Below are 21,484 nucleotides of genomic sequence, written 5' to 3'. Positions count from 1 at the left end.
ACTGCGTCAGCGGCACGGCCCCGACCGTGTCAGTCCTTCTTCTTGTTGGGGAATATGCCGAGGAACCGGCGCGACGACGATGCGCGGCGCGGGCGCTTGGCCTGCTCCTGGTCGTCGCTCGAGGTCGAGCGCCGGTCGGTCGAGCGGTCGCCGTCGTTGCTCTGGCTGCGGCCCCGCTCGCCCTCGCCGAGGTCGGTCTCGTCGGCGTGCTCCTCGCGGATCTCCCGGCCCTCGGCCTCGAGCTTGTCGCGGGCCTCGGCCTTCTTCTCGACCTTCTTCGTGCCGCGCGGCGGCAGCTGGATCGCCGACTCCGCCTCGATGCCCGCCTGCAGCTGCCGGGCGCGCTCGACCTCGGCATCCACCTCGGCGCCCAGGAGCAGCACGATGTTGAAGATCCAGAGCGCGAACAGCAGCGCCATGACGGTGCCGATCGCGCCGTACGAGCTGTAGCCCGAGGCGAACGTGAAGTAGAGCCCGAGGGCCACGGCGGCGAGCGCGATGCCGATGATGGCGACGACCGAGCCGATGCTGACCCACGTGAACTTCGGCTGCTGCAGGTTCGGCGCCAGGTAGTACAGCAGGGCGATCATCGCGATCACGAGCGCGAGGATCACGGGCCACTTCACCCACGCCCAGATCGGCAGGAACGTCTGCGTCATGAACGCGAGGAAGCCGCCGAGGCCGAGCGGCTCGGCGATCGGGCCGAGCACCCCGGTCACGAGCGCCTCGTTGACGGCGAGCGACACGAGGATGACGACGACGCCGACGAGCAGCGCGACCGTGATGAGCAGCATGGTCGCCGTCTGCTTGATGAAGCCGCGGCCCTCCTCGATGCCGTAGACGATGTTCATGCAGCGCGAGAACGACTTGACGTACGCGGATGCCGACCACACCGCCGTCGCGATACCGATGATGAGCGCGATCACACCGCCGGCCGCCGAGCTGGTCATCGTCTCGACGAGGTTGACGATGAGGTCCTGGTAGTCCTCGGGCACCTGTCGCACCGCGTCGTCGACGATGCCCGTGACGGTGGAGGCGTTGTTGGCGAGCACGAGCGAGATGATCGAGAAGACGGCGAGCAGTCCCGGTGCGAGCGACAGCACCATGTAGTACGTCAGCATCGCGGCGAGGTCGGTGCCGCCATCGCTGCCGAACTCCTTGAGCGCGCGCTTGAGCGCGTACTTCCAGCTCGCACCCTCGAGCTTCTGCGGTGCCTCGGGCTTCTCGTCGTGGTCCGGGTCCGGCGCGTCTGCTGCGTCGAGCGTGGCGTCGATGGGGTCTCTGGTCGACACGGGGTGTCCTCTCGCTGCCGGTGCTGGTGGCGCAGAACTGTACCCCACACACATGCGAGCCGTCCCCAGCCGCGCGGCGCTCAGTCGCCGACGACGCGCTCCACGAGCCGGTCGAAGGATGCGTCCACGTCGGTCGCGAGGCCGAAGCCGCCGGCCGCCTCGAGCGTGGCGAACCCGTGGGCCGCGGCGCGCAGTCCGCGCAGCGTGTGGATCGCGTCGTCGCCGCTGAGGTGGGCGACCGCCCGCTCCGCGATGGACATCACGCGAGCGCCCGCGGCTTCGAGCGCGGGGTGACCGCTCGGCTGCGCGGGAAGCGCCCGGTAGCGCGACGGATGCCGCACCGCGAACGACCGGTAGGCGTGCAGGAACGCCCGGGCCGCATCCGCCCCGCGACGCTCGCCGACCGCAGCCTCCACGGCGTCGCCGAGGTCGCGGTAGATGCGCGCGCCGACGAGCGCCTCGAGCTCCGGGAGCCCCGCGACGTGCTTGTAGAGCGACGGTGGCCGCACGCCCGCCCTGGCCGCGACGGCGCCGATCGAGAGCGGCGCGCCGCCCGTCGCATCGAGCTCGGCGAGCGCGAGGTCGACGAGGGCGTCGGGGGAGAGGCCGGCCCTAGGCACGCTCACCGAGCTGCCAGCCGACGCGACGGGCGAGCCCGAGCACCGTGGCCGCGGTCTCGCCGGGCCGCTCGGCGTGCGGGTAGTGGCCCGCGCCCGGGATCATGACGACCTCGCCGCGCGTCGCATCCGCATAGTGCTGCGCCTCGGCTGCCGGGTCCGTGAAGTCGGGGTCCGCGTCGCCCATGACGACGACGACCGGCGCAACCTGCGCCGCTCGCGCGCCCACGGCATCCTTCGTCCGGCCCGTGCCCATGGCGACGAGGGCGTCGGTGCCGTGCGGCCGCCGCAGCGACGCGACGATGCGCCGACGGTGGTCGGCGAGGTCGGCCGGTGGCGCGTTGTGCAGCGAGCGGTAGAAGAGCGACCAGAGCAGGGGCGTGCGCGTCACGAGCCGCGTCGCGGCGCCCATGATCCCGGACTGCTTCGGCGTCGTCGCCCACGGCGCGATCGCGACGGCGCCGACGATGGAGGCGGGTGAGAGCTGGGTCGCGAGCAGGGCGCTGTCGGGGGTGAAGGAGTGGCCCACGACGATCGCGGGGCCGCCGAGCCGCTCGACGAGCGCGACGGCGGCGCGAGCGATCTGCTCCTGGCCTACGGGCGTGGGCGAGATGCCGGAGTCGCCGTGCCCGGGCAGGTCGGCGGTCGCGACACGGAGGCCCTGCGCCACGAGCAGCGGCACGAGGTGGCGGTAGGCGCTGCGGAGGTCGCCCATGCCCGGCAGGCAGACGACGAGCGGTGCGCCGGCGGGGCCGGTGACGTCGTAGGCGAGGTCGACGTCGTCGACCTCGAGCGTGGCAGGTGCGGTAGTGGTCATGCGCTCAGGCTAATGCCATTAGCCACCGACCACAAGGCTCGAGAAGGAGCCCCGCGCCCGAGCCCCACCGCTCCCGAACGCGACCGCTCGGGATCCGCCGAACTTCCCCAAACTCCGGGTTCTCGCGGCGAGAACCCGGAGTTTCGGGAAGTTCGGCGTTCGGCGGCCTCGAGGCGTCGGCCCCGCGGCGGTGCTCAGTACGCGTCGGTCTCGGAGCGCCCCTGCTTCAGCCGCGCCACCGCCGCCTCCGAGCCTCGCGCCATGAGCGTCACGTCGGCCGCGACGAACACGAACGAGGCGCCGCGGGCGATGCAGCGGTCGGCATCCGCCTCCGCGAACGTGTTCACGCCCACCGGCTTGCCTACCGCGCGCACGGCGTCGATCGTCGCGTCGACCGCCGCCACGACGGCCGGCTCCGAGGGCCGGCCAGGGAAGCCCATGGAGCCCGCGAGGTCCGCCGGGCCGATGAACACGGCGTCGACGCCGTCGACCGCCGCGATCTCGGCGGCGTTCGCCACGGCCTCGGCCGTCTCGATCTGCACCGTCACGGAGACATGCGCATCCGCTCCCTGCACGTAGCCGGCGATGCGGCCCCAGCGGGAGGAGCGCGCGAGGGCCGAGCCGATGCCGCGCGCGCCGTCGCGCTCGCCCTCGCCGCCTGGGTAGCGGGCTGCGCGGACCGCAGCCACGGCATCCGCCGCCGTCGACACCATCGGCACGAGCACGTTGACGGCGCCGAGGTCGAGCACCTGCTTGATCACCACGGGGTCGTTCCACGGCACGCGCACGATCGTCGTCACCGGGTAGGCGGCGGCGGCCTGCAGGATGGGCAGCATCTCGGAGATCGAGATGGGCCCGTGCTCGCCGTCGACGAGCAGCAGGTCGGCGCCCGAGCCGGCCATGATCTCGGCGGCCACGGCGCTGCCGGATGCGTTCCACAGGCCGACGAGTGGAACCTCGGCCGCGGCGAGCGCGTCGCGGAAGGTCGTCATCGGAACGTCACCTCGACCGAGCCCATGTCCTGGAAGTGCGCCGTGACCACGTCGCCGGGCTGCACCCACACGGGCCGCGTGAACGAGCCGGCGAGGATCAGCTCGCCCGCCTCGAGGCGGTCGCCGTGCTGCGCGAGCTTGCCCGCGAGCCAGGCGACACCGTTCGCGGGATGGCCGAGCACGCCGCCGGAGACGCCGGTCTCGATGATCTCGCCGTTGACGAGGCAGTGCGCCCCGATCCAGGCGAGGTTGCGGTCGTGCGGGCCGACCTCGACGTCGCCGACGACGATCGCTCCGAGCGCGGCGTTGTCGCTGATCGTGTCGACGATCGTGCGCCCCTCGAGCTCGATGTGCGAGTCGAGGATCTCGAGCGCCGGCACGACCACCTCGGTGGCGTCGAGCACCTGCTCGACGGTGAGCCCCTCACCCTCGAGCGGCGCCCGCAGCACGAAGGCCAGCTCGACCTCGACGCGCACGTTCGACCACTGCGCGTGCTCGACCGTGTCGCCCGAGCGGAAGGCCTGATCGGCGAAGATCACGCCGTAGTCGGGCTCGGTGATGCCGGTCGCGAACTGCATGGCCTTGCTCGTCAGCCCGATCTTGCGGCCGACGAGGCGCGCCCCGGCCTCCTCGCGGCGCGCGCGCCAGATGCGCTGCACCGCGTAGGAGTCCTCGATCGTGGCCTGCGGGAACCGCGTCGAGATCTTCTCGATCGTGCCCCGTGAGCGCGTGGCCTCGGCGAGCTCGTCGGCGATCCGCGTCACCGCCGCGTCGTCGAGCCCGCGTCCGGGTCCGGTGGACCCGGACGGTGCAGGCTCGGTCGTCGCGGCAGGGCCCGCCGTCACAGCTGGTTGCCGATCTTGAAGCCCTTCGATGCCTCGCCCCGGTAGGTGCCGTCGTCATCGCCCGGACGGGTGTACGAGAATCCGTCGGCGCCGATCGTCACCTCCATCTCGCTGGAGTCGGTGCGCTCGACGACCTCGACGAGGTTGCCGTCGAGGTCGAGCACCGGCGACGCCTCGGTGTACCAGGAGGGCACGACGGGGTTGCCCCACCAGTCGCGGCGCTGGTTGTCGTGCACGTCCCAGGTGATCACGGGGTTGTCGGGGTCACCGGTCCAGTAATCCTGCGTGTAGATCTCGATGCGGTGACCATCCGGGTCGGTGATGTAGAGGTAGAACGCGTTCGAGACACCGTGGCGGCCGGGGCCGCGCTCGATGTGGTCGGACATCCGGAGCGCGCCGAGCTTGTCGCAGATCTGGATGATGTTGTGCTTCTCGTGCGTCGAGAACGCGATGTGGTGCATGCGCGGGCCATTGCCGCCCGTGAGGGCGGTGTCGTGCACCGTGCCCTTGCGCTGCATCCACGCGGCGTAGGTGACGCCCTGGTCGTCCTGGATGTCCTCGGTGACGCGGAAGCCGAGGTCCTCGAGGTACTTGCGGCCGCGCGGCACGTCGGGCGTGACCTGGTTGAAGTGGTCGAGGCGCACGAGCTCGCCCGCCGAGATCAGGTCGTAGCGCTGGTGCAGGCGCTCGGCGTGCTCGGTCGCGTAGAAGAACTCGTACGGGAAGCCCAGCGGGTCCTCGACGCGCACGCTGTCCCCGAAGCCCTTCTGGAAGCCGTTGGCGCGACGCTCCGTGCGGCAGCCGAGCTCCTGGTAGTAGGCCTCGGCGCGGTCGACGTCCTCGGGGGTGCGCACGCGGTAGGCGAACGCGGCGACGGCGGCGACCGGGCCCTTGCGCAGCACGAGGTTGTGGTGGATGAACTCCTCGAACGATCGCAGGTAGATCGCCTCGTCGTCCTCCTCGGTGACGTGCAGGCCGAGCACGTCGACGTAGAAGGCGCGGCTCGCCGCCAGGTCGGTGACGACGAGGTCCATCGCCGCGCAGCGGATGATGTCCGGCGCGGGGACACTCGGCTTGAGGATCTCAGGCTTGGGGATCTCGTTCATGATGATGTGCTCCTTCGAGGTGCGAGGGCTGTGCGTGATACTCAGTGGGCGGATGCGCCGAAGCGGGTGGTGTGGACGTCGCCGAGCGTGATGTGCACGGCCTGCTGGTCGCTGTAGAAGTCGAGCGAGCGGTAGCCGCCCTCGTGGCCGAGGCCGGACGCCTTCACGCCGCCGAACGGGCTGCGCAGGTCGCGGACGTTGTGGCTGTTGAGCCACACCATGCCGGCCTCGACGTTCTGCGAGAACAGGTGCGCGCGCTTGAGGTTGTTCGTCCAGATGTACGCGGCGAGCCCGTACTTGGTGTTGTTCGCGAGCTCGAGCGCCTCCTCGTCGGAGTCGAACGGCGTGATCGCGACGACCGGGCCGAAGATCTCCTCCTGGAAGATCCGGGCGTCCGGGGCGACGTCGGCGAACACCGTGGGGGCGACGTAGTTGCCCTCGGGGAATCCCTCCGGGCGGCCGCCGCCGGCGAGCAGCCGGCCCTCGCCCTTGCCGATCTCGACGTACGACATCACCTTGTCGAAGTGCTCGGGGTGCACGAGCGCGCCCACCTCGGTCTTGGGGTCGGCGGGGTCGCCGACCACGATGTTCTTCGCGCGCTCGGCGTAGCGCTCGAGGAACTCCTCGTAGATCGAGCGCTCGACGAGGATGCGGCTGCCGGCGGTGCAGCGCTCGCCGTTGAGCGAGAAGACCCCGAAGAGCGTCGAGTCGATCGCGGCGTCGAGGTCGGCGTCGGCGAAGACGACGGCGGGGCTCTTGCCGCCGAGCTCCATCGACAGCGCCTTCAGGTGCGGCGCCGAGTTGCCGAAGATGAGCTTGCCGGTGCTGCTCTCGCCCGTGAACGAGATGAGCGGCACGTCGGGGTGCTTGACGAGCGCGTCGCCCGCGGTCTCGCCGAAGCCGTTGACGAGGTTGAAGACGCCGCGCGGCAGCTCGGCCTCCTCGAAGATGCCCGCCCACAGCGAGGCCGACAGCGGCGTGAACTCGGCGGGCTTGAGCACGACGGTGCAGCCGGAGGCCAGCGCGGGACCGAGCTTCCACGACTCGAGCATGAACGGGGTGTTCCACGGCGTGATGAGGCCGGCGACGCCCTTCGGCTTGCGGTTCACGTAGTTGACCTGCGTGCCGGGCACCTTGTAGGTGTCGTCGCGGCCGGCGACGATGAGGTCGGCGAAGAAGCGGAAGTTCTCGGCGGCGCGCTGCGCCTGGCCGCGCGCCTGCGTGATCGGCAGTCCGGAGTCCCACGACTCGAACTGCGCGAGCTCCTGGTCGCGCGACTCGACGATGTCGGCGATGCGGCTGAGGATGCGCGCGCGCTCGCGGTTCTTCATGCGCGGCCACGGGCCCTCGTGGAAGGCGCGGGTCGCCGCGGCGACGGCGAGGTCGATGTCGGCCTGCTTGCCGGACGCGGCGACGGTGTAGTCCTCGTTCGTGACCGGGTTGAGCACGCCGAAGGTGTCGCCGTCGACGGAGGCGACGCGCTCGCCGTCGATGAAGTGGGGGATCAGGTCGGGGATGCCTGCGGGCTGGGTTGCCATGATGGCTCCGTTTCTGTCGGGTCGTCCGCGCGCCGGTGGGCGGCGGGTCGTGCGTGGTGGTTCGGAGGCGCTGGGTTCAGGAGGCGCCGGGTTCAGGAGGCGCTGGGGCGGATGCGCTGCAGGTACGCGTCGGGCGTCGCGAGCCGGTGGGCGCGCACCGCGAGCTCGATCCTGCGGGGGTCGGCGCCCTCCTCGATGAGGCCGAGGATCGCCTCGTGCTCGTCGACCGAGGAGACGGCGCGGCTGGGCACGAACGAGAAGGTGGACTGTCGCAGTCGCGCGAGCCGCTTCCAGTTGTTGTCGATGACGTCGCCGAGCACCTGGTTGTGGCACACATCCGTCAGTCGGCGGTGGAACGCCTCGTTGAGGGCGGTGAAGCGCACCGGGTCGAAGGCGGTGAGCGTCTCGCGCATCTGCTCGTTGATCGCGCGAGCCTCGTCGACGTCCGACTTCGAGTAGAGCCCGGCGGCGAGCATGACGGCTGCGCCCTCGACGATCGAGAGCGTCTCCATGGTGTCGTGGTACTCGAGCTCGTCGATCTCGGCGACGCGGGCGCCGATGTTGCGCTCGAACGTCACCATGCCCTCCGCCTCCAGCCGACGGATCGCCTCGCGCACCGGCACGACGCTCATGTCGAGCTCGCGGCCGATCGCGTCGAGCACGAGCCGGTAGCCGGGGGAGTAAGTGCCGTCGACGATGCGGTCGTGCAGCAGCTCGTACGCCCGCTGCGACTTCGAGGGCGCGACCTTGCCGCCGGCCTCGGCGACCGTCGCGGCCCGACCGCGTCGCCCGGTCACTCGGCACCCGCATCCGCGATGGACGCCTCGTACTTCGCGCGCCACTCGGCGTTCATGGGGAAGAGCCCGTCGACCGGGTGGCCGGCGTCGACCTGCGCGGCGATGAACTCCTCCTCGCGCTCCTGCACGATCGCCTCGTCGACGAGCTCGCGCGCGAGCGCCGGCGGGATCACGAGCACGCCGTCGCCGTCGCCGACGATGATGTCGCCGGGCTGCACGGTCGCACCGCCGCACGCGATCGTCTCGTCGAACGACCACGGCACGTGCAGCCTGCCGAGCACGGCCGGGTGGGCGCCGCCGTGGTAGGTCGGCACGCCGATCTCGGTGACGACGTCGAGGTCGCGCACGCCGCCGTCGGTCACGAGGCCCGCGGCGCCGAGGTGTCGCGCTCGCAGCGCGAGGATGTCACCGAGCGTGCCCGAGCGGTTGTCGCCGCGGGCCTCGATGACGACGACGTCGCCCGGCTGCAGCGAGTCGAACAGCTGCTTCTGCGCGTTGTAGCCGCCGCCGTGGCTCTTGAAGAGGTCCTCGCGGTTGGGCACATAGCGCAGGGTGCGGGCGGTGCCGACGATGCGCTTGCCGGGGTGGGTCGGGCGGAGCCCGTCGATCGACACGTTGTTGAGGCCGCGCTTGCGGAGCCCCGACGAGAGGGTCGCGAGCGCGACGCTCGAGAGCTTCTCGCGCAGCTCGTCGTCGAGCGCGGGTGCCGCCGCCTGCTGGAAGTCGGCGAGCGGGCGGCCGGATGCGTCGGCCCACTGCTCGGCCGTCGGCTTCGGCTGCGCGGAGTACGACGGCAGCGCGTGCTCGCCGACTCGCAGGGTGGTCGCGAGCCGGCCGGTCGAGAGCTGCTCGCCGTCGATGGCGGTCGCCGTCACCTCGACCTCGACGGTCTGGCCGGGGGAGAAGGTGGAGGCGTTCGCGGGCGTGCCGGTGAGGATGACGTCACCGGGCTCGAGCGTGATGAGCTGCGACAGGTCGCTGACGATCTGCGGCAGCGAGAAGATGAGCGTCGAGGTCGAGTCGGCCTGCACGAGCTCGCCGTCGAGCCACGTGCGCACCTCGATCGCCGCGGGGTCGAGGCGCTCCGCGGGCAGCAGGGCGGGTCCGATCGGCGTCATGCCGTCGCCGCCCTTCGAGCGCACGTTCGCGCCCTTGTCGACCCATCGGAGGTCGAAGACGCCGAGGTCGTTCGATGCGGTGACGGCGGCGACGTGCGCCCACGCATCCGTCGCGTCGACCCGCCGGGCGTGCCGGCCGATGATGATCGCGATCTCGCCCTCGAAGCCGAAGATCTGGGTGCCGGCCGGCACCTCGACCTCGCCGCCCGTGGAGAGCGAGGTCGCGGGCTTCAGGAAGAAGCCGGGCGCCTCGGGCGTGCGGCCCTTCTGGGCGGCGCGGGCGGCGTAGCCGATGTGCATCGCGAAGACCTTCGCGGGCTGGGTGCCGATGAGCCGCCAGGCGGCGTCGGCGGCTGAGGGGATGCCCGCGGTGCGGAGCGACGATGCTTCCATGCGGGCATCGTATACGATTCCAGATCTGTTCTGCAAGGGCGCCTGAGGCGGCCTGCGACGGCCCGTCAAGCCCCGTGATCCGCTCCCTCTTGCCGTCGTGCATGAAATCGTATATGTTCCACCTAGTCCCCGCCGGGTCCCTCCTGGCCACCCCACTGACAAAGGAGTCAGCGTGTCTCAGAGCACGACGCCTCACACCTCCGTCAAGGAGCGCAACAAGGTCCTCGCGGCAGTCGTCGTCGGCACCACCATCGAGTGGTACGACTTCTTCATCTACGCCTTCATGGCGAACCTGGTCTTCGCGCAGCTGTTCTTCCAGCCCGCCGGCGAAGGCATGATGCAGATCCTCTCGCTCATCACGATCGGCATCTCGTTCCTGTTCCGCCCGCTCGGCGCCTTCCTGGCCGGGCACTTCGGCGACAAGATCGGCCGCCGCCCGATGCTCGTGCTCACGCTGCTCCTCATGGGCGCCGCCACCACGCTCGTCGGCGCGCTGCCGACGTTCGAGCAGGCCGGCTGGATCGCTCCGATCCTGCTGATCACGCTCCGCATCCTCCAGGGCATCTCGGCCGGCGGCGAGTGGGGCGGTGCCGTGCTGATGGCCATCGAGCACGCTCCGCGTGGCCGCCGCGGCCTCTACGGCTCCTTCGTGCAGGCGGGCGTGCCGCTCGGCATGCTGCTCGCGACGGGCGTGCTCGCGGGGATCCGCGCGGCCTTCCCGGGTGAGTCGTTCCTCGAGGTCGGCTGGCGCATCCCGTTCTTCATCTCGATCCTGCTCGTCGTGGTCGGCTACGTCGTCCGCCGCTCGGTCGACGAGTCGCCGGTCTTCCAGGAGATAAAGCAGACCGCGCAGCAGGAGTCGGCGCCGATCGTCCAGGTCTTCCGCAAGTACGGCATGGTCGTGGTCTTCGCCGCGATGGTCTTCATGGCGAACAACGCGACCGGCTACATGACGACCGGTGGCTACGTGCAGGGCCTCGCGTCCCGTCCCGTGGACGGCACGCCTCCCGGCCTCGGCTTCGACCCCGTCGGCGTGCAGCTCGCGACGTTCGCAGGCTCGCTCTCGTGGCTGGTCTTCACGTTCGTCGCCGGCGCGCTCTCCGACCGCATCGGCCGCAAGCCGCTGTACATCGCCGGCTGGATCGTGCTGGCCATCACCATCGTGCCGCTCTTCCTGCTCGTCGAGCAGGGCGTGTGGGGCGTGGCGCTCGGCACCATCTTCCTGGGCGCGGGCCTCGGCCTCACCTACGGCGCGCAGGCAGCCTGGTACGCCGAGTCCTTCCCGGCCTCGGTGCGGTACTCGGGCGTCTCGATCGCCTACGCGATCGGCGCGATCATCGGTGGCGCGTTCGCCCCGACGATCGCCCAGGCGCTGCTGCAGGCGACCGGTTCGACGTGGTCGATCGTCGGCTACCTGCTCGCGACCGTCGTGATCTCGCTCGTCGGCACGCTGCTGCTCAAGGACCGCACGGGCATCCCGATGTCGATCGAGTTCGAGCACTCCGGCCGGTTCGACTCCTGGAAGAAGGGCGACGACTACGTCGAGCTCTCCGAGGTCGACCGCGCAGCCGCCACCAAGTGAGCTGATCGGACGGGGGTCCCGCTGCGGCGGGGCCCCCGTTCGCATGCCCGCGACTCGACGACGATCGCTAGTCGATGATGCTGGGATCGTCGATGGCGGTGCCGCGCTGGTACGGGCCGAAGAACAGGTCGGCGCCGTCGTGCGTGAGCGCGGTGCCCGTCGCGCGCCGGCCGTCGAAGCCGGCGATCGTCGCGAACGCCATCCGGCGCGACGCGTCGTGCGGGTCGACGATCTCGAGCGCCCAGCCCGTCGATGTCTCGACGATCGCGGGATCGGCGATCGTGACGTGCAGCATGCCGCCGTGCGCCGTGAGCGTGACGGCGCCGCGGAACGCGAGGGAGCCGGGCTCGGGGGAGTCGGAGCCGGAGGGGAAGCGGATGCCCACGTCGGTGACGCTCGCGCCGCCGCTCGCCTCGACGGTGCCGTCGCCCATGCCGCGGACGTAGTCGAGCAGCGAGGCCTTGATGCCCCAAAGGAGGGAGCCGCCGTGGAGGGCGCGGTCGTGGGCGGTCATCGCGGCTGCGGCCAGGAGAGGGACCGCGCGAAGCCGATGAGCGCCTGCGCGCGCTCCGTGGGCTCGGGCGACGCCGGCCAGATGACATCGATCCCGACGGTCGGCACCTCGGGCACGATCTCGAGCATGGCCACAGGGTAGCCATCGTAGCTCGCCTGGTTCGCGGGCCGCTGCACGAGGATGCCGTAGCCGAGCCCGCGTCCCACGAGCGCGCGCACCGCCTCATAGCTCTGCACGCGGTGCCGCACGCGCGGCACGAGCCCCTGCGCCGCGAAGAGCGACATCGTGTGCTCGCTCGAGGGCGGCGCGTCGAGCAGGATCAGGTCGCGCTCGACGAGCTGCTCGAGATGCACGGTCGGCTCGGCGGCGAGCGGGTCGTCGGCGGCCAGCACGGCGTGGGCGGGCAGCTCGAACAGCCGGGCGCGGCGGGGCTCGCCGGGCACGAGCGTGTCGTAGACGAACGCCACGTCGATCTGCCCCGACTCGAGCCGGCCCTTCAGCCGGTCGTGCGTGGCCTCGACGATCTCGAGCTCGACCCGCGGATGCGCGCGGCCGAATCCCTGCAGGATCGGCGGCAGCACCGTGGGCGCGAGCGTCGGGTAGCAGCCGATCGTGATGGGGCCGACGAGCTCGCCGGGAGCCGCGCGCAGCGACGACTCGAGCTCGCGCGACGCGGCGAGCAGCGCGCGGGCGCGAGCCACGACATCCACCCCGGTGCTCGTCAGCGTCAGCCCCCTCGCGCGCCGGCGCACCATGAGCGTCGCCCCGAGAGAGCGCTCGAGCTCGGTGAGCGCCTCGGACACCGCCGAGGGTGACGCGTGCAGGCGCGCGGCTGCGCCGGCGACGGTGCCCTCCTCCGCTGCGCAGACGAGGAACGAGAGCTGGCGGAGCGTGAAGGAGGGCGCATCGAAGGTCGTCAGAATTCGGTCCATCCGACGTTGAACGTGCGATCAATCCGCTTTCCAAGAGTATGGCCGGGCGGGACACTCGAGAGGAAGCGCCGACCACGAGGAAGTGCCATGCCGAGCAACGAAGCTCCTGTCGCCGACTGGGTGACGATCCCCGACCTGCACCGCGACCCGTTCCCCATCTACGAGCGCCTCCGCGCCGAGGGCGGCGTGCACTGGGTGCCGCAGGTCGGCCGCTACCTCATCACCTCCTACGAGGCGGTCCACGAGACCGAGCTCGACCAGGAGACCTTCTCGGCGAACGAGGAGGGCTCGCTGCAGATCCGGGCGATGGGGCACTCGATGCTGCGACGCGACGACCCCGAGCACTACCTCGAGCGCAAGGCGTGGCAGCCGGCCCTCCGCCCCGGCGTCGTCAAGCGCGAGTGGATGTCGATGTTCGAGCGCAACGCCGCGCGCTTCCTCGACGAGATGATCGAGAAGGGTCCCGGCGCCGACCTCATCTGGGACTTCGCCGCGCCCTACGCCGCCGAGAGCCTGCGCGAGATCATCGGCCTGCACAACGTGACCCAGCAGGAGATGCAGCGCTGGTCGCAGACGCTCATCGACGCGACCGGCAACTACGCCGACGACCCCGAGGTGTGGGCGCGCGGCAAGCGCTCGTTCGACGAGGTCGACGTGGCGCTCGACGAGATGCTGCGCTGGCACGCGGAGCACCCGAACCCCTCGCTGCTGTCGCAGCTGCTGCGCATCCCCGACTACCAGATGCCGATCGAGCGCATCCGCGCGAACGTGAAGATGACGATCGGCGGGGGCCTCAACGAGCCGCGCGACGCGCTCGGCGTCGCCGCGTGGGGGCTGCTGACGCACCCCGAGCAGCGCCGCGCCGTCGAGGCGGACCCGAGCCTGTGGCACGCGGCCTTCGACGAGACGATCCGCTGGATCGCGCCCATCGGTCTGTACTCCCGGCAGGTCACCCGCGACACCGAGCTCGCGGGCGTCCGGCTGCCGGCGCGCGCGAAGCTCGGCATCTGCATCATCTCGGCCAACCGCGACGAGCACGTGTGGGACGACGCCGCGACGTTCGACATCCGCCGCGAGGTGAAGCCGCACCTCGCCTTCGGCAAGGGCGTGCACGTGTGCCTCGGCGCCTGGGTCGCGCGGGCGGAGGTGGCCGACGTCGCGCTGCCCATGCTGTTCGAGCGGCTGCGTGGCCTCGAGCTCGTTCCCGACGACCCGGCCGAGATCGCCGGATGGGTCTTCCGCGGCATGACGAAGCTGCCGGTGCGATGGACGTCGGTCGCGGGGCGCGCCGCGACGGCGTCAGCTGTCGGCGCCGATGCAGACCGTGCCGGCGCCCCGACCGCCGACGCCACCGCCCCGAGGATCGCCGTGGTCGGGTCGGGACCGGCGGGGTGCTTCACCACGCAGGCGCTGCGCCGGCGCTTCCCGGCCGCCGAGCTCGAGGTGATCGACGCGCTCCCCGTGCCGTTCGGACTCGTGCGCTCCGGTGTCGCGCCGGACCACCGCGGCACGAAGTCGGTCACAGCGCAGTTCGACCGGCTGTTCCTGCGCGAGGGGGTGCGGTTCCGCGGCAACCTGCGGCTCGGCACCGACGTCTCGCTCGACGACCTGCGCGGCGCCTTCGACGCCGTCGTGCTGGCGACGGGGATGCACCGGGACCGTCCGCTCGACATCCCCGGCTCCCAGCTCGACGGCGTCCACGGGGCTGGCCGCATCACGCGCCTGCTGAACGCCCATGCGGATGAGGGCGAGGCGCCCTCGCTCGGCGAGGACGTCGTGGTCGTGGGCCAGGGCAACGTCGCGATGGACCTCGTGCGGCTCCTGGCTCGCGACGCGGAGGGCCTGGAGGGCACCGACGTCGACGACGAGGCCCACGCGCGACTCGCCGGACGCGTGCGCACGATTCACGTGGTCGGCCGGAGCGGGCCGACGGCGGCGAAGTTCGATCCGGTCATGGTGCGCGAGCTCGCCGGGGTCGCCGGCGTCGAGCACCACGTGCACGGTGCCGCGCTCGAGGCCGTCGAGCAGGGCAAGGATGCTCGCGCCGACGCCGTGCGTTCGCTCGCGTCCCGCGCGGTCGGCTCGCCGCGGGTCGACGTGCACTGGTGGTTCGGGCTCACGCCCGACCGCATCGAGGGCGAGGGGCGCGTCGAGCGGGCGGTCTTCCGCGGCGCGGACCGCGAGGTGGTCCTGCCCGCCGACGCCGTCGTCACCGCCGTCGGCTTCGACGCCGACGAGGATGCACCGACGGCGCCCGGCGCGCACGCCGATGGACGCGTGCAGCCAGGGCTCTACGTCGCGGGCTGGCTGCGTCGGGGGCCGCGAGGCACGATCCCGGATCAGCGCACCGACGCTCGGGAGCTGGCCAGGACGATCGCCGAGGACATCGAGACCGGCGCCGTCCCGCTCGGCAGCACCGGGCTCGAGCCGCGCCCAGGAGAGGTCGGCTTCGACGGGTGGCGCCGCATCGACGTGCTCGAGCGGCTCGGCGCGGCACCCGGCAGGGAGCGGGCGAAGCTGCGGTCGGTCGCGCGCATGCTCGACGTCGCCGCCGACGAGGGGATCCCGCTGCCAGAGCTGGCGGCTGAGGAGCGCGCCTCCGGCGGCGGTCTGCCGGTGACGGTGCTGTTCGGCACCGAGTCCGGCGGCGCCGAACTCGTCGCCGACGAGCTGCGCCGGTCGCTCGCCGATCGCGCCGACGTCGAGGTGCGCGATCTCGCCGAGGTCACGCCGGCCGACCTCGACGCATCCCGGCTGCACCTCGTGGTCTGCTCCACGTACGGCGACGGCGAGGTGCCGAAGCCGGCGCGTGGGTTCCATCGCGCGCTCGCCGAGCAGCGGCCGGATCTGCAGGGCATCCGCTACGCCGTCTTCGGCATGGGCGACCGCAGCTACACGAAGACGTACTCGCGCGGCAGCGAGCTCATCGACGAGGCGCTCGCGGCGTGCGGCGCGGAGCGCGTCGGCGAGTACGGCCGGCACGACGCGGGCGGGCCCGTGCCCGCCGCCGAGGCTGCGCGCGACTGGGCCGACGGGGTGCTGTCGGCCGCCCCGGCCGCCGCGTCGGTCGGGAGCTGACGGGTCGCGGGCACGCGCGGTCGCTCAGCCGAGCAGGCCCATCGTGCCCGTCACGATGAGCGCGACGCCGCCCAGCACCGAGAGCCCGATGATCGCCCAGCGCACGACGGTGCGGCTCACGAGGTGCGCGAGCCGGTTGCCCAGCAGCACGCCGGCCACCACCGGAACCGCGAGCACGAGCCACGCCCACAGCGGCCAATCCGGGGAGCCTTCGGGCGCCACGAACGGCCGCACGACGACGATCGCGCCGCTGATGAGCACCCAGAACGGCTGCATCGTCGCGACGAACGTGCGGTCCTGCCACCCGGAGACGAGCGAGTAGACGCCGACGGCGGGCGCGCCCATGCCGACGCTCGAGTTGAGCAGGCCGATCGCCGTGCCCGTGGCGACGCGCAGCACGGGCCCGTCGTGGGCGCGCGCGGCGCTCGTGAACGCGACGGTGATCAGGACGCCGACCACGGCGACGACGCCGACGAGCACGCGGAGCAGGTCGGTGTCGAGTCCCTTCGCCAGCAGCAGTCCCGGCACCATGAGCGCGAGCGCCGGCACCGCGATCCACAGCAGGCGTCGCCAGTCCACCTCGCGCCACACCTTCGGCAGGATGACGATGCACGCGATCGCGCCGTACAGGTTCACCACCAGCACAGCCGCGAGCGGCCCCGCGACCAGCGCGATGGCCGGCGTCACGACGAGCCCCCACCCCATGCCGATCATGCGCTGGCCCGCGGCGCCGATGAAGACGGCCACGAGCGCGACGACGAACGAGACGAGATCCACTAGCGCAGGTCTGCTTCGATGGCGCGGGCGGTGGCCAGCACGGCCGGCCCGACCGCGTCGGTGTCGGGCTGGCCGACGGTCACCACTGCCACCGACGCATCCGTCGACCGCTGGCCGCGGATGGGCGCGCCGACCGACGTGATGCCCTGGATGACCTCGTTGGCGCTCGCCGCCCAGCCGCGCGAGCGCACCGACGCGACCTCCGGGTGCATCGGCTCGTCGTGGCCGAGCTGTCGCCAGGTGGCGTCGTCGAGCATCGCCTGCAGTGCGATGCCCGGTGCGCCGAGCGCGATCGGGTGCCGGTGGCCGGGGTGCTGCGCGACGGATGCGTTGACGCCGCGGGGCACGGCCGTCACGAGCGTGACGGCGTCGTCGCCGTCACGCACGGCGAGGAACGCCGTCATGCCGAGCTCGTCGGCGAGCTGCTGCAGGTGGGGGAGCGAGGCCGACTGCAGGTCGTGCTCCACGTCGCGCGCGAGCACCGCCAGCTGCGGGCCGAGCGAGAGGGTGCCGCCGGCACGCACGACGAGCCGGTGCTCCTCGAGGGTGCGCACGAGCCGGTAGGCGACCGAGCGGTGCACGCCCAGCAGGTCGGCGAGCGACTGGATGGTCTGGCTGCCGTGGTCGGCGAGCAGCGAGAGCGCGGTCAGGCCGCGGGAGAGCGTCTGCGAGCCGCTCGTCTCGCCCGCGGTCGACGCCTTCGTGGCGCGGGGCTCGGGCATCGTCGCTCGCTCTCGTCGTCGCATCCACCCGGATGCGGTGTTGCAAGCATAGAACAGCGCGTTCAGATAGTGGCACGCCGGTGGAGACGCGGCGAGTGCGCGATCGGCTGCGGCTCGGCCGTGATCAGCTCGCGGAAGCCGGGGCACTGCGCGAAGTCGCTGTGCTCGCACGACTGCAGATGGCGGATGACCGCGAGTGCCGCCTCGAGCTCGGCCTGCCGCCGTTCGAGCGCGGCAACCTGCTCGGCGAGCATCGCGTGCCGCTCGGCCGCGTTCGAGGTGCCGAGCACCGCGCGGATCGCGGCGAGGGACATGCCCGCGTCCTGACCGCGCAGGATCGTGCCGATGCGCATCCGCGCCGACTCGTCGTAGCGGCGCTTGCCGCCGACGCGGGCCGCGGGCTCGAGGACGCCCTCCGCCTCCCAGTGCCGCAGCACGTGCGGCGCGAGCCCGAACTCGGCCGCGAGCTCTCCGATCGACAGCATGCTTGACCTCATGCCGACATGAAGTCACATGATGATGCACATGGCAACTCCGCACACCGATCCCATCGACTGCATCGTCCTCGGCGGCGGCCCCGCCGGGCTCCAGGCCGCCCTCACCCTCGCGCGCGTGCACCGCTCCGTCGTGCTCGTCGATGAGGGTCCGGGGCGCAACGCCGCGGCCGCGCACATGCAGAACGTCGTCACCCGTGACGGCACGCCGCCCGCCGAGTTCCGAGCCATTGCCCGCGAGCAGCTGGCCGCCTACCGCACGGTGCGGCAGCTCGACGGCACGGCGGTCGCTGCTGAGACCCGCGACGACGGCGTGGTCGTCGACCTCGCCGACGGCGAGCGGCTGGAGGCGCGCTATCTCGTGCTCGCGACCGGTGTCGCCGACCTGCCGCTGCCGCTGCCGGGCCTCGCACGGCACTGGGGCGGACAGGTCGCGCACTGCCCGTTCTGCCACGGGCACGAGCTCGGCCGCCGTGTGGTCGTGCTCGGTGGCGAGCCGCAGCGCGAGCACCCCCTGCGCATGATGGTGGGTGTCGCCGAGCACCTGACGTGGTTGACGGATGGGGTGCGGCTCGAACCCGACGTCGTGGCGGGCCTCGAGCGGCTCGGCGTGGTCGTGGACGAGCGGCGCGCCACCGGCGTGGTCGAGCGCGATGGCCAGCTGATCGGCCTCGCCCTGAAGGACGGGACGGAGCTCGCGTGCAACGGAGTGCTCACGGGCGGCGCGTGGGTGCAGCGCTCCGAGCTGCCCGCGGCGCTCGGCTGCGCGATGCTGCCGGACGGGGCCATCGAGGTCGACGAGGCGGGAGCGACGAGCGTGCCGCGCGTGTTCGCCGCCGGCGACGCAGCGCACCGCGCGGCAGCGGGGCCCGGGCACTCCGTGATCGCGAGCGCCGCCGCCGGGCAGATGGCTGCCCTCGGCGTCGTCCGCGCGCTCATCGCGTGATCAGCGCGGGCGTCAGCCGGCGATGAGCCCCGCGACGCCGCTCACGATGACGGCGGCGCCGCCGGCGAGCGACAGCACGACGATCGCGGTGCGGGCGGCGCTCGCCGGCACGCGGTGCGCGATCCGGTGGGCGAGCAGGGTGCCGAGCGCCGCGGCCGCCGCGGCGCCGACCCACGCCCACCACGGCCAGTCCGGGAAGCCCTCGGGCACGAGCAGCTGGCGGCTCGCGAGGGTCGCGAGGTTGAGGACCACCCAGAACGGCTGCATCGTCGCCGCGAGCACGCGCGGGTCCCAGCGGCTGACGAGCGCGTAGACGCCGACCGGCGGTGCGCCGACGCCGACCGCGGCGTTGAGGCCGCCGATCGCGAGCCCCGAGGCGATCCGGGTCGCGGGGCCGTCGAGCGTGTGCTGCGTGCGCGTGAAGGCGACCGAGACGAGCAGGCCCGCGATCGCGACGGTCCCGACCGCGATGCGCAGCGCATCCGTCGGCACGATGCGCGCAACGAGCAGACCCGCGACGGTCGCCGGCAGTGCGGGGAGCAGCAGCCACACCAACCGGCGCCAGTCGACGTCGCGCCACACCCCCGGCAGCATGAGCGCGCAGCCGATCGCCGAGAAGATGCAGTTGAGCGGCACGGCGGCGATCGGACCTGCGACCATCACCGACACGGGGCCCATGACGAGCCCGAACCCTAGGCCGATGACGCGCTGCGCGACCGTCGCGACGAAGAGCGCCGCCGCGTAGAGCAGCAGCGTGACGGGGTCGATCAACGCATTGCTGCGTCGCGGTGCGCCGCGGTCACCGGCTAGACCTCGACCGAGTCGCCGACCTCGAGGCGGTGGTGCTCGCCGCCGCCCTGCTGCGCCGCGGCCTCGATGCGGCCGTGCGCCATCGCGAGGCCCATGGGCGACAGCGGTGCGTCGTGCACGGCGAAGGTGGCGCGCGGCGCCACCTCGGTGACGAAGTCGATCACCTCGCCGATCTTCAGCCACGGGGCGCCGGCGGGCGTCGCGAGCAGCGCGACCGGGACGTCGGGTGCGGTGTAGGAGTCGCCGGGGTAGTAGAAGCGCTCGTTGACGAGCACGCCGAGGTTGTCGACGAGCGGGATCGAGCGGTGGATCTCGGCGTGCTTGCCGCCGAAGAAGCGCAGCCGGAAGGGGCCCGCGGTCACGCGCTCGCCGGCCTCCACCACCGTGATGTTGAAACCCTCGGCCGCCGCCGCAACGCCTGCGGGAGCGAAGATCGGCACGGTCGGGTGCGCCGCGCGCAGCGCCTCGAGGTGCGGCGCGTCCCAGTGGTCGGCGTGCTCGTGGGTGATCACGACCGCCTTCAGCCCGCGGACCGTGATCGGACCGGTCTGGTTGCCCGGGTCGATGACGAGCTGCTGGCCTTCCTCGTCGAGGATCATGCAGGCGTGCTCTCGCTTGGTCACTCGCATGCCGTCCACGATAGGCGCTGGCGGCGGTCGGCGCGCGAGTCGCCGTGGTGGCGGGCCTCCGCATGCCTAGGCTCGGGCGCGTGCGCATCGTCGTCGCCTCGAATCCCACCGCCCGCTTCGGCCGCAACGGCGCGCTCGGTGCGATCGTGGCTGCGCGCATCGCCGACCTCGGCAATGACGTCGAGCACATCGCCGCGGCCGACTACGCGGGCCAGCTGGAGCAGACGCGCTTCGCGATGACCCAGGCGGATGCGCTCGTCGTCGTGGGCGGGGACGGCATGGTGCACCTCGGGGTCAACATCGTCGGCGGCACGTCGAAGCGGCTGCTGGTGATCCCCGCGGGGAGCGGCAACGACTTCGCGACCGGCATCGGCATCCGGTCCACGCAGGCGGCGCTCGATGAGCTCGAGGCCATGCTCGCCTCCGAGCCCGACCGGGTCGACCTCATCCGCATCGAGCATCCTGACGGGGTCGCGATCGCCGCGGGCATCGTGTCCGTCGGCTTCGACGCCGACGTCAACGTGCGATCCTTCCGCCTCACCCGCGTGCCGAGCCGCATCCGCTATCAGGCGTCGATCCTCGCGACCGTGCTGCGGCCGCGGCACCGCACCTTCAGGGTGCGGCTCGACGGGGGAGCGGAGCGCTCGTGGCGCACGCTCGTCGCCGCGATCGCGAACAACCGCACCTTCGGCGGCGGCATCCCGGTCGCGCCGGACGCGTCGATGCGCGACGGGAGGCTGACGGCGGTGTTCGCCGACGAGCTCAGCTACCCGGCGTTCCTGGGGCTGCTCGCGCGGGTCTTCCGCGGCACGCACACGAGCGACCGGCGGGTGACGGTCGCCGAGTGCGAGAGTGCCGAGATCGCGAGCGATGAGACCGTCATCGTGTGTGCCGACGGCGAGATCGTCGGCCGGTTGCCCGTCCGGTGCAGCGTCATGCCGGGCGCCCTGCAGGTGCTGCGGCTGCCGTGACCTGCCACCCGTGCTGCGGGGTTCCGGTACGGATTTGCGGGTCGCGTGGGGCTGCACCCGCAGCCGGGTACGGCAGATTCGCGCGGCGCGGAACGTGCTCGATTCCCGTACGGATTTGCGGGTCGCGTGGGGCTGCATCCGCAGCTCCGTACCGCAGATGCGCGCGGCAGGGCACGGGTTCGAGGCTCCGGTACGGATCTGCGGGTCGTGCGGCGCCTCACCCACGATTCCGTACCAGGATGGCGAGGGCGCGCTCGATTTTGCGCGGCGCCGGATCGTGTGGCACACTATCCAGGTTGCTTCGCGAGCGAGAGCAGCACGGCCCCATCGTATAGCGGCCTAGTACGCCGCCCTCTCACGGCGGTAACGCGGGTTCGAATCCCGCTGGGGTCACAGTGAGAAGAGCGCCCCCGGTCATCGACCGGGGACGCTTCGCTGTCTGCGCCCGGCGTCCCGCGCGGACTCGGCCCGCTCGGGGCGAGTGGCGGGTTGTTGCAGTTGTCGCGCGCCATTC

General features: G+C 72.1%; 20 protein-coding genes and 1 tRNA gene. 5 read left to right on the top strand and 16 right to left on the bottom strand.

From position 1 onward, the window contains the following. Window positions 1-29: 29 nt before the first annotated feature. The 9 genes from ACLQ21_RS14075 to ACLQ21_RS14035 form a co-directional block, all read right to left on the bottom strand. On the bottom strand, window positions 30-1,292 hold the full coding sequence (locus tag ACLQ21_RS14075) for a YihY/virulence factor BrkB family protein (protein ID WP_425664590.1): 1,263 nt from the start codon (window positions 1,290-1,292) through the stop codon (window positions 30-32). A gap of 80 nt (window positions 1,293-1,372) precedes the next feature. Continuing rightward, entirely contained in the window at window positions 1,373-1,918 is a 546-nt protein-coding gene (locus ACLQ21_RS14070; RefSeq protein WP_425664589.1) for a TetR/AcrR family transcriptional regulator, read from the bottom strand. After that, a complete protein-coding gene (locus ACLQ21_RS14065) occupies window positions 1,905-2,726 on the bottom strand; it encodes an alpha/beta fold hydrolase (RefSeq protein ID WP_425664588.1) in 822 nt (273 codons plus the stop codon). The genes ACLQ21_RS14070 and ACLQ21_RS14065 overlap by 14 nt, the downstream gene beginning before the upstream one ends. Window positions 2,727-2,920: 194 nt before the next feature. Continuing rightward, a complete protein-coding gene (locus ACLQ21_RS14060) occupies window positions 2,921-3,718 on the bottom strand; it encodes an aldolase/citrate lyase family protein (protein WP_425664587.1) in 798 nt (265 codons plus the stop codon). After that, window positions 3,715-4,482, bottom strand: a complete 768-nt coding sequence (locus ACLQ21_RS14055) for a 2-keto-4-pentenoate hydratase (RefSeq protein ID WP_425664586.1) — start codon at window positions 4,480-4,482, stop codon at window positions 3,715-3,717. Before ACLQ21_RS14055 ends, ACLQ21_RS14060 begins: the two co-directional genes overlap by 4 nt. A gap of 77 nt (window positions 4,483-4,559) precedes the next feature. Further along, window positions 4,560-5,669 (bottom strand): 3,4-dihydroxyphenylacetate 2,3-dioxygenase, encoded by a 1,110-nt coding sequence (gene hpaD, locus ACLQ21_RS14050; RefSeq protein ID WP_425664585.1) that lies wholly within the window; start codon window positions 5,667-5,669, stop codon window positions 4,560-4,562. A gap of 41 nt (window positions 5,670-5,710) precedes the next feature. Continuing rightward, window positions 5,711-7,207 carry a 5-carboxymethyl-2-hydroxymuconate semialdehyde dehydrogenase gene (hpaE, locus tag ACLQ21_RS14045; protein ID WP_425664584.1) on the bottom strand — a complete coding sequence of 499 codons (1,497 nt, stop codon included), beginning with the start codon at window positions 7,205-7,207 and terminating at the stop codon, window positions 5,711-5,713. Window positions 7,208-7,299: 92 nt separating this feature from the next. Then, window positions 7,300-8,004, bottom strand: a complete 705-nt coding sequence (locus ACLQ21_RS14040) for a GntR family transcriptional regulator (protein WP_425664583.1) — start codon at window positions 8,002-8,004, stop codon at window positions 7,300-7,302. After that, entirely contained in the window at window positions 8,001-9,515 is a 1,515-nt protein-coding gene (locus ACLQ21_RS14035; RefSeq protein WP_425664582.1) for a fumarylacetoacetate hydrolase family protein, read from the bottom strand. The genes ACLQ21_RS14040 and ACLQ21_RS14035 overlap by 4 nt, the downstream gene beginning before the upstream one ends. A 172-nt stretch (window positions 9,516-9,687) precedes the next feature. Between ACLQ21_RS14035 and ACLQ21_RS14030 the strand changes: the two genes are divergently transcribed. Beyond that, window positions 9,688-11,097, top strand: coding sequence for an MFS transporter (locus ACLQ21_RS14030; protein ID WP_425664581.1), 1,410 nt, complete (start codon window positions 9,688-9,690; stop codon window positions 11,095-11,097). 67 nt (window positions 11,098-11,164) lie between these two features. Here ACLQ21_RS14030 and ACLQ21_RS14025 read toward each other — a convergent pair whose 3' ends face one another. Beyond that, the gene (locus tag ACLQ21_RS14025; RefSeq protein WP_425664580.1) at window positions 11,165-11,611 is read right to left on the bottom strand and encodes an HtaA domain-containing protein; all 447 of its coding nucleotides are present in this window, start codon (window positions 11,609-11,611) and stop codon (window positions 11,165-11,167) included. After that, the gene (locus ACLQ21_RS14020) at window positions 11,608-12,543 is read right to left on the bottom strand and encodes a LysR family transcriptional regulator (protein WP_425664579.1); all 936 of its coding nucleotides are present in this window, start codon (window positions 12,541-12,543) and stop codon (window positions 11,608-11,610) included. The genes ACLQ21_RS14025 and ACLQ21_RS14020 overlap by 4 nt, the downstream gene beginning before the upstream one ends. 87 nt (window positions 12,544-12,630) lie before the next feature. On the opposite strand from ACLQ21_RS14020, the gene ACLQ21_RS14015 reads away from it, so the two are divergent. Then, window positions 12,631-15,621, top strand: coding sequence for a cytochrome P450 (locus ACLQ21_RS14015; protein WP_425664578.1), 2,991 nt, complete (start codon window positions 12,631-12,633; stop codon window positions 15,619-15,621). Window positions 15,622-15,645: 24 nt separating this feature from the next. On the opposite strand, the gene ACLQ21_RS14010 is transcribed toward ACLQ21_RS14015, so the two are convergent. The 3 genes from ACLQ21_RS14010 to ACLQ21_RS14000 all read right to left on the bottom strand — a co-directional run bounded on the left by ACLQ21_RS14010 (window position 15,646) and on the right by ACLQ21_RS14000 (window position 17,605). Further along, a complete protein-coding gene (locus ACLQ21_RS14010; protein ID WP_425664577.1) occupies window positions 15,646-16,398 on the bottom strand; it encodes a TSUP family transporter in 753 nt (250 codons plus the stop codon). Continuing rightward, complete coding sequence (locus ACLQ21_RS14005) at window positions 16,398-17,120, bottom strand: IclR family transcriptional regulator (protein ID WP_425664576.1); 723 nt, start codon at window positions 17,118-17,120, stop codon at window positions 16,398-16,400. Before ACLQ21_RS14005 ends, ACLQ21_RS14010 begins: the two co-directional genes overlap by 1 nt. Before the next feature lie 62 nt (window positions 17,121-17,182). Beyond that, window positions 17,183-17,605: a MerR family transcriptional regulator gene (locus ACLQ21_RS14000; protein WP_425664575.1), complete on the bottom strand. Its 423-nt coding sequence runs from the start codon at window positions 17,603-17,605 to the stop codon at window positions 17,183-17,185. 40 nt (window positions 17,606-17,645) lie between these two features. On the opposite strand from ACLQ21_RS14000, the gene ACLQ21_RS13995 reads away from it, so the two are divergent. Next, complete coding sequence (locus tag ACLQ21_RS13995; protein ID WP_425664574.1) at window positions 17,646-18,560, top strand: NAD(P)/FAD-dependent oxidoreductase; 915 nt, start codon at window positions 17,646-17,648, stop codon at window positions 18,558-18,560. A gap of 12 nt (window positions 18,561-18,572) precedes the next feature. Here the strand turns inward: ACLQ21_RS13995 and ACLQ21_RS13990 are convergent, their stop codons facing one another. After that, on the bottom strand, window positions 18,573-19,331 hold the full coding sequence (locus tag ACLQ21_RS13990) for a sulfite exporter TauE/SafE family protein (protein WP_425664573.1): 759 nt from the start codon (window positions 19,329-19,331) through the stop codon (window positions 18,573-18,575). A gap of 35 nt (window positions 19,332-19,366) precedes the next feature. After that, window positions 19,367-19,999 carry an MBL fold metallo-hydrolase gene (locus ACLQ21_RS13985; RefSeq protein WP_425664572.1) on the bottom strand — a complete coding sequence of 211 codons (633 nt, stop codon included), beginning with the start codon at window positions 19,997-19,999 and terminating at the stop codon, window positions 19,367-19,369. Window positions 20,000-20,079: 80 nt separating this feature from the next. Between ACLQ21_RS13985 and ACLQ21_RS13980 the strand changes: the two genes are divergently transcribed. Both ACLQ21_RS13980 and ACLQ21_RS13975 read left to right on the top strand, forming a co-directional pair. Next, window positions 20,080-20,970 (top strand): diacylglycerol/lipid kinase family protein, encoded by an 891-nt coding sequence (locus ACLQ21_RS13980; protein ID WP_425664571.1) that lies wholly within the window; start codon window positions 20,080-20,082, stop codon window positions 20,968-20,970. A 320-nt stretch (window positions 20,971-21,290) separates the two neighbouring features. Then, window positions 21,291-21,363 (top strand) — tRNA-Glu (locus tag ACLQ21_RS13975). Window positions 21,364-21,484: the final 121 nt, after the last annotated feature.

The organism is Agrococcus sp. DT81.2, assembly GCF_049844935.1.
Taxonomy (GTDB): Bacteria; Actinomycetota; Actinomycetes; order Actinomycetales; family Microbacteriaceae; genus Agrococcus.
This window is presented reverse-complemented; position numbering and strand designations above follow the sequence as displayed.

Bases quoted from the DNA above. Each gene is read 5' to 3' on its own strand.
- ACLQ21_RS13995 (WP_425664574.1), top strand. From the start codon at position 17,646: ATGGCAACTCCGCACACCGATCCCATCGACTGCATCGTCCTCGGCGGC.
- ACLQ21_RS14065 (WP_425664588.1), bottom strand. From the start codon at position 2,726: ATGACCACTACCGCACCTGCCACGCTCGAGGTCGACGACGTCGACCTC.
- ACLQ21_RS14060 (WP_425664587.1), bottom strand. From the start codon at position 3,718: ATGACGACCTTCCGCGACGCGCTCGCCGCGGCCGAGGTTCCACTCGTC.
- ACLQ21_RS14025 (WP_425664580.1), bottom strand. From the start codon at position 11,611: ATGACCGCCCACGACCGCGCCCTCCACGGCGGCTCCCTCCTTTGGGGC.
- ACLQ21_RS14005 (WP_425664576.1), bottom strand. From the start codon at position 17,120: ATGCCCGAGCCCCGCGCCACGAAGGCGTCGACCGCGGGCGAGACGAGC.
- ACLQ21_RS14000 (WP_425664575.1), bottom strand. From the start codon at position 17,605: ATGCTGTCGATCGGAGAGCTCGCGGCCGAGTTCGGGCTCGCGCCGCAC.
- hpaD (WP_425664585.1), bottom strand. From the start codon at position 5,669: ATGAACGAGATCCCCAAGCCTGAGATCCTCAAGCCGAGTGTCCCCGCG.
- hpaE (WP_425664584.1), bottom strand. From the start codon at position 7,207: ATGGCAACCCAGCCCGCAGGCATCCCCGACCTGATCCCCCACTTCATC.
- ACLQ21_RS13985 (WP_425664572.1), bottom strand. From the start codon at position 19,999: ATGCGAGTGACCAAGCGAGAGCACGCCTGCATGATCCTCGACGAGGAA.
- ACLQ21_RS14020 (WP_425664579.1), bottom strand. From the start codon at position 12,543: ATGGACCGAATTCTGACGACCTTCGATGCGCCCTCCTTCACGCTCCGC.
- ACLQ21_RS14035 (WP_425664582.1), bottom strand. From the start codon at position 9,515: ATGGAAGCATCGTCGCTCCGCACCGCGGGCATCCCCTCAGCCGCCGAC.
- ACLQ21_RS14015 (WP_425664578.1), top strand. From the start codon at position 12,631: ATGCCGAGCAACGAAGCTCCTGTCGCCGACTGGGTGACGATCCCCGAC.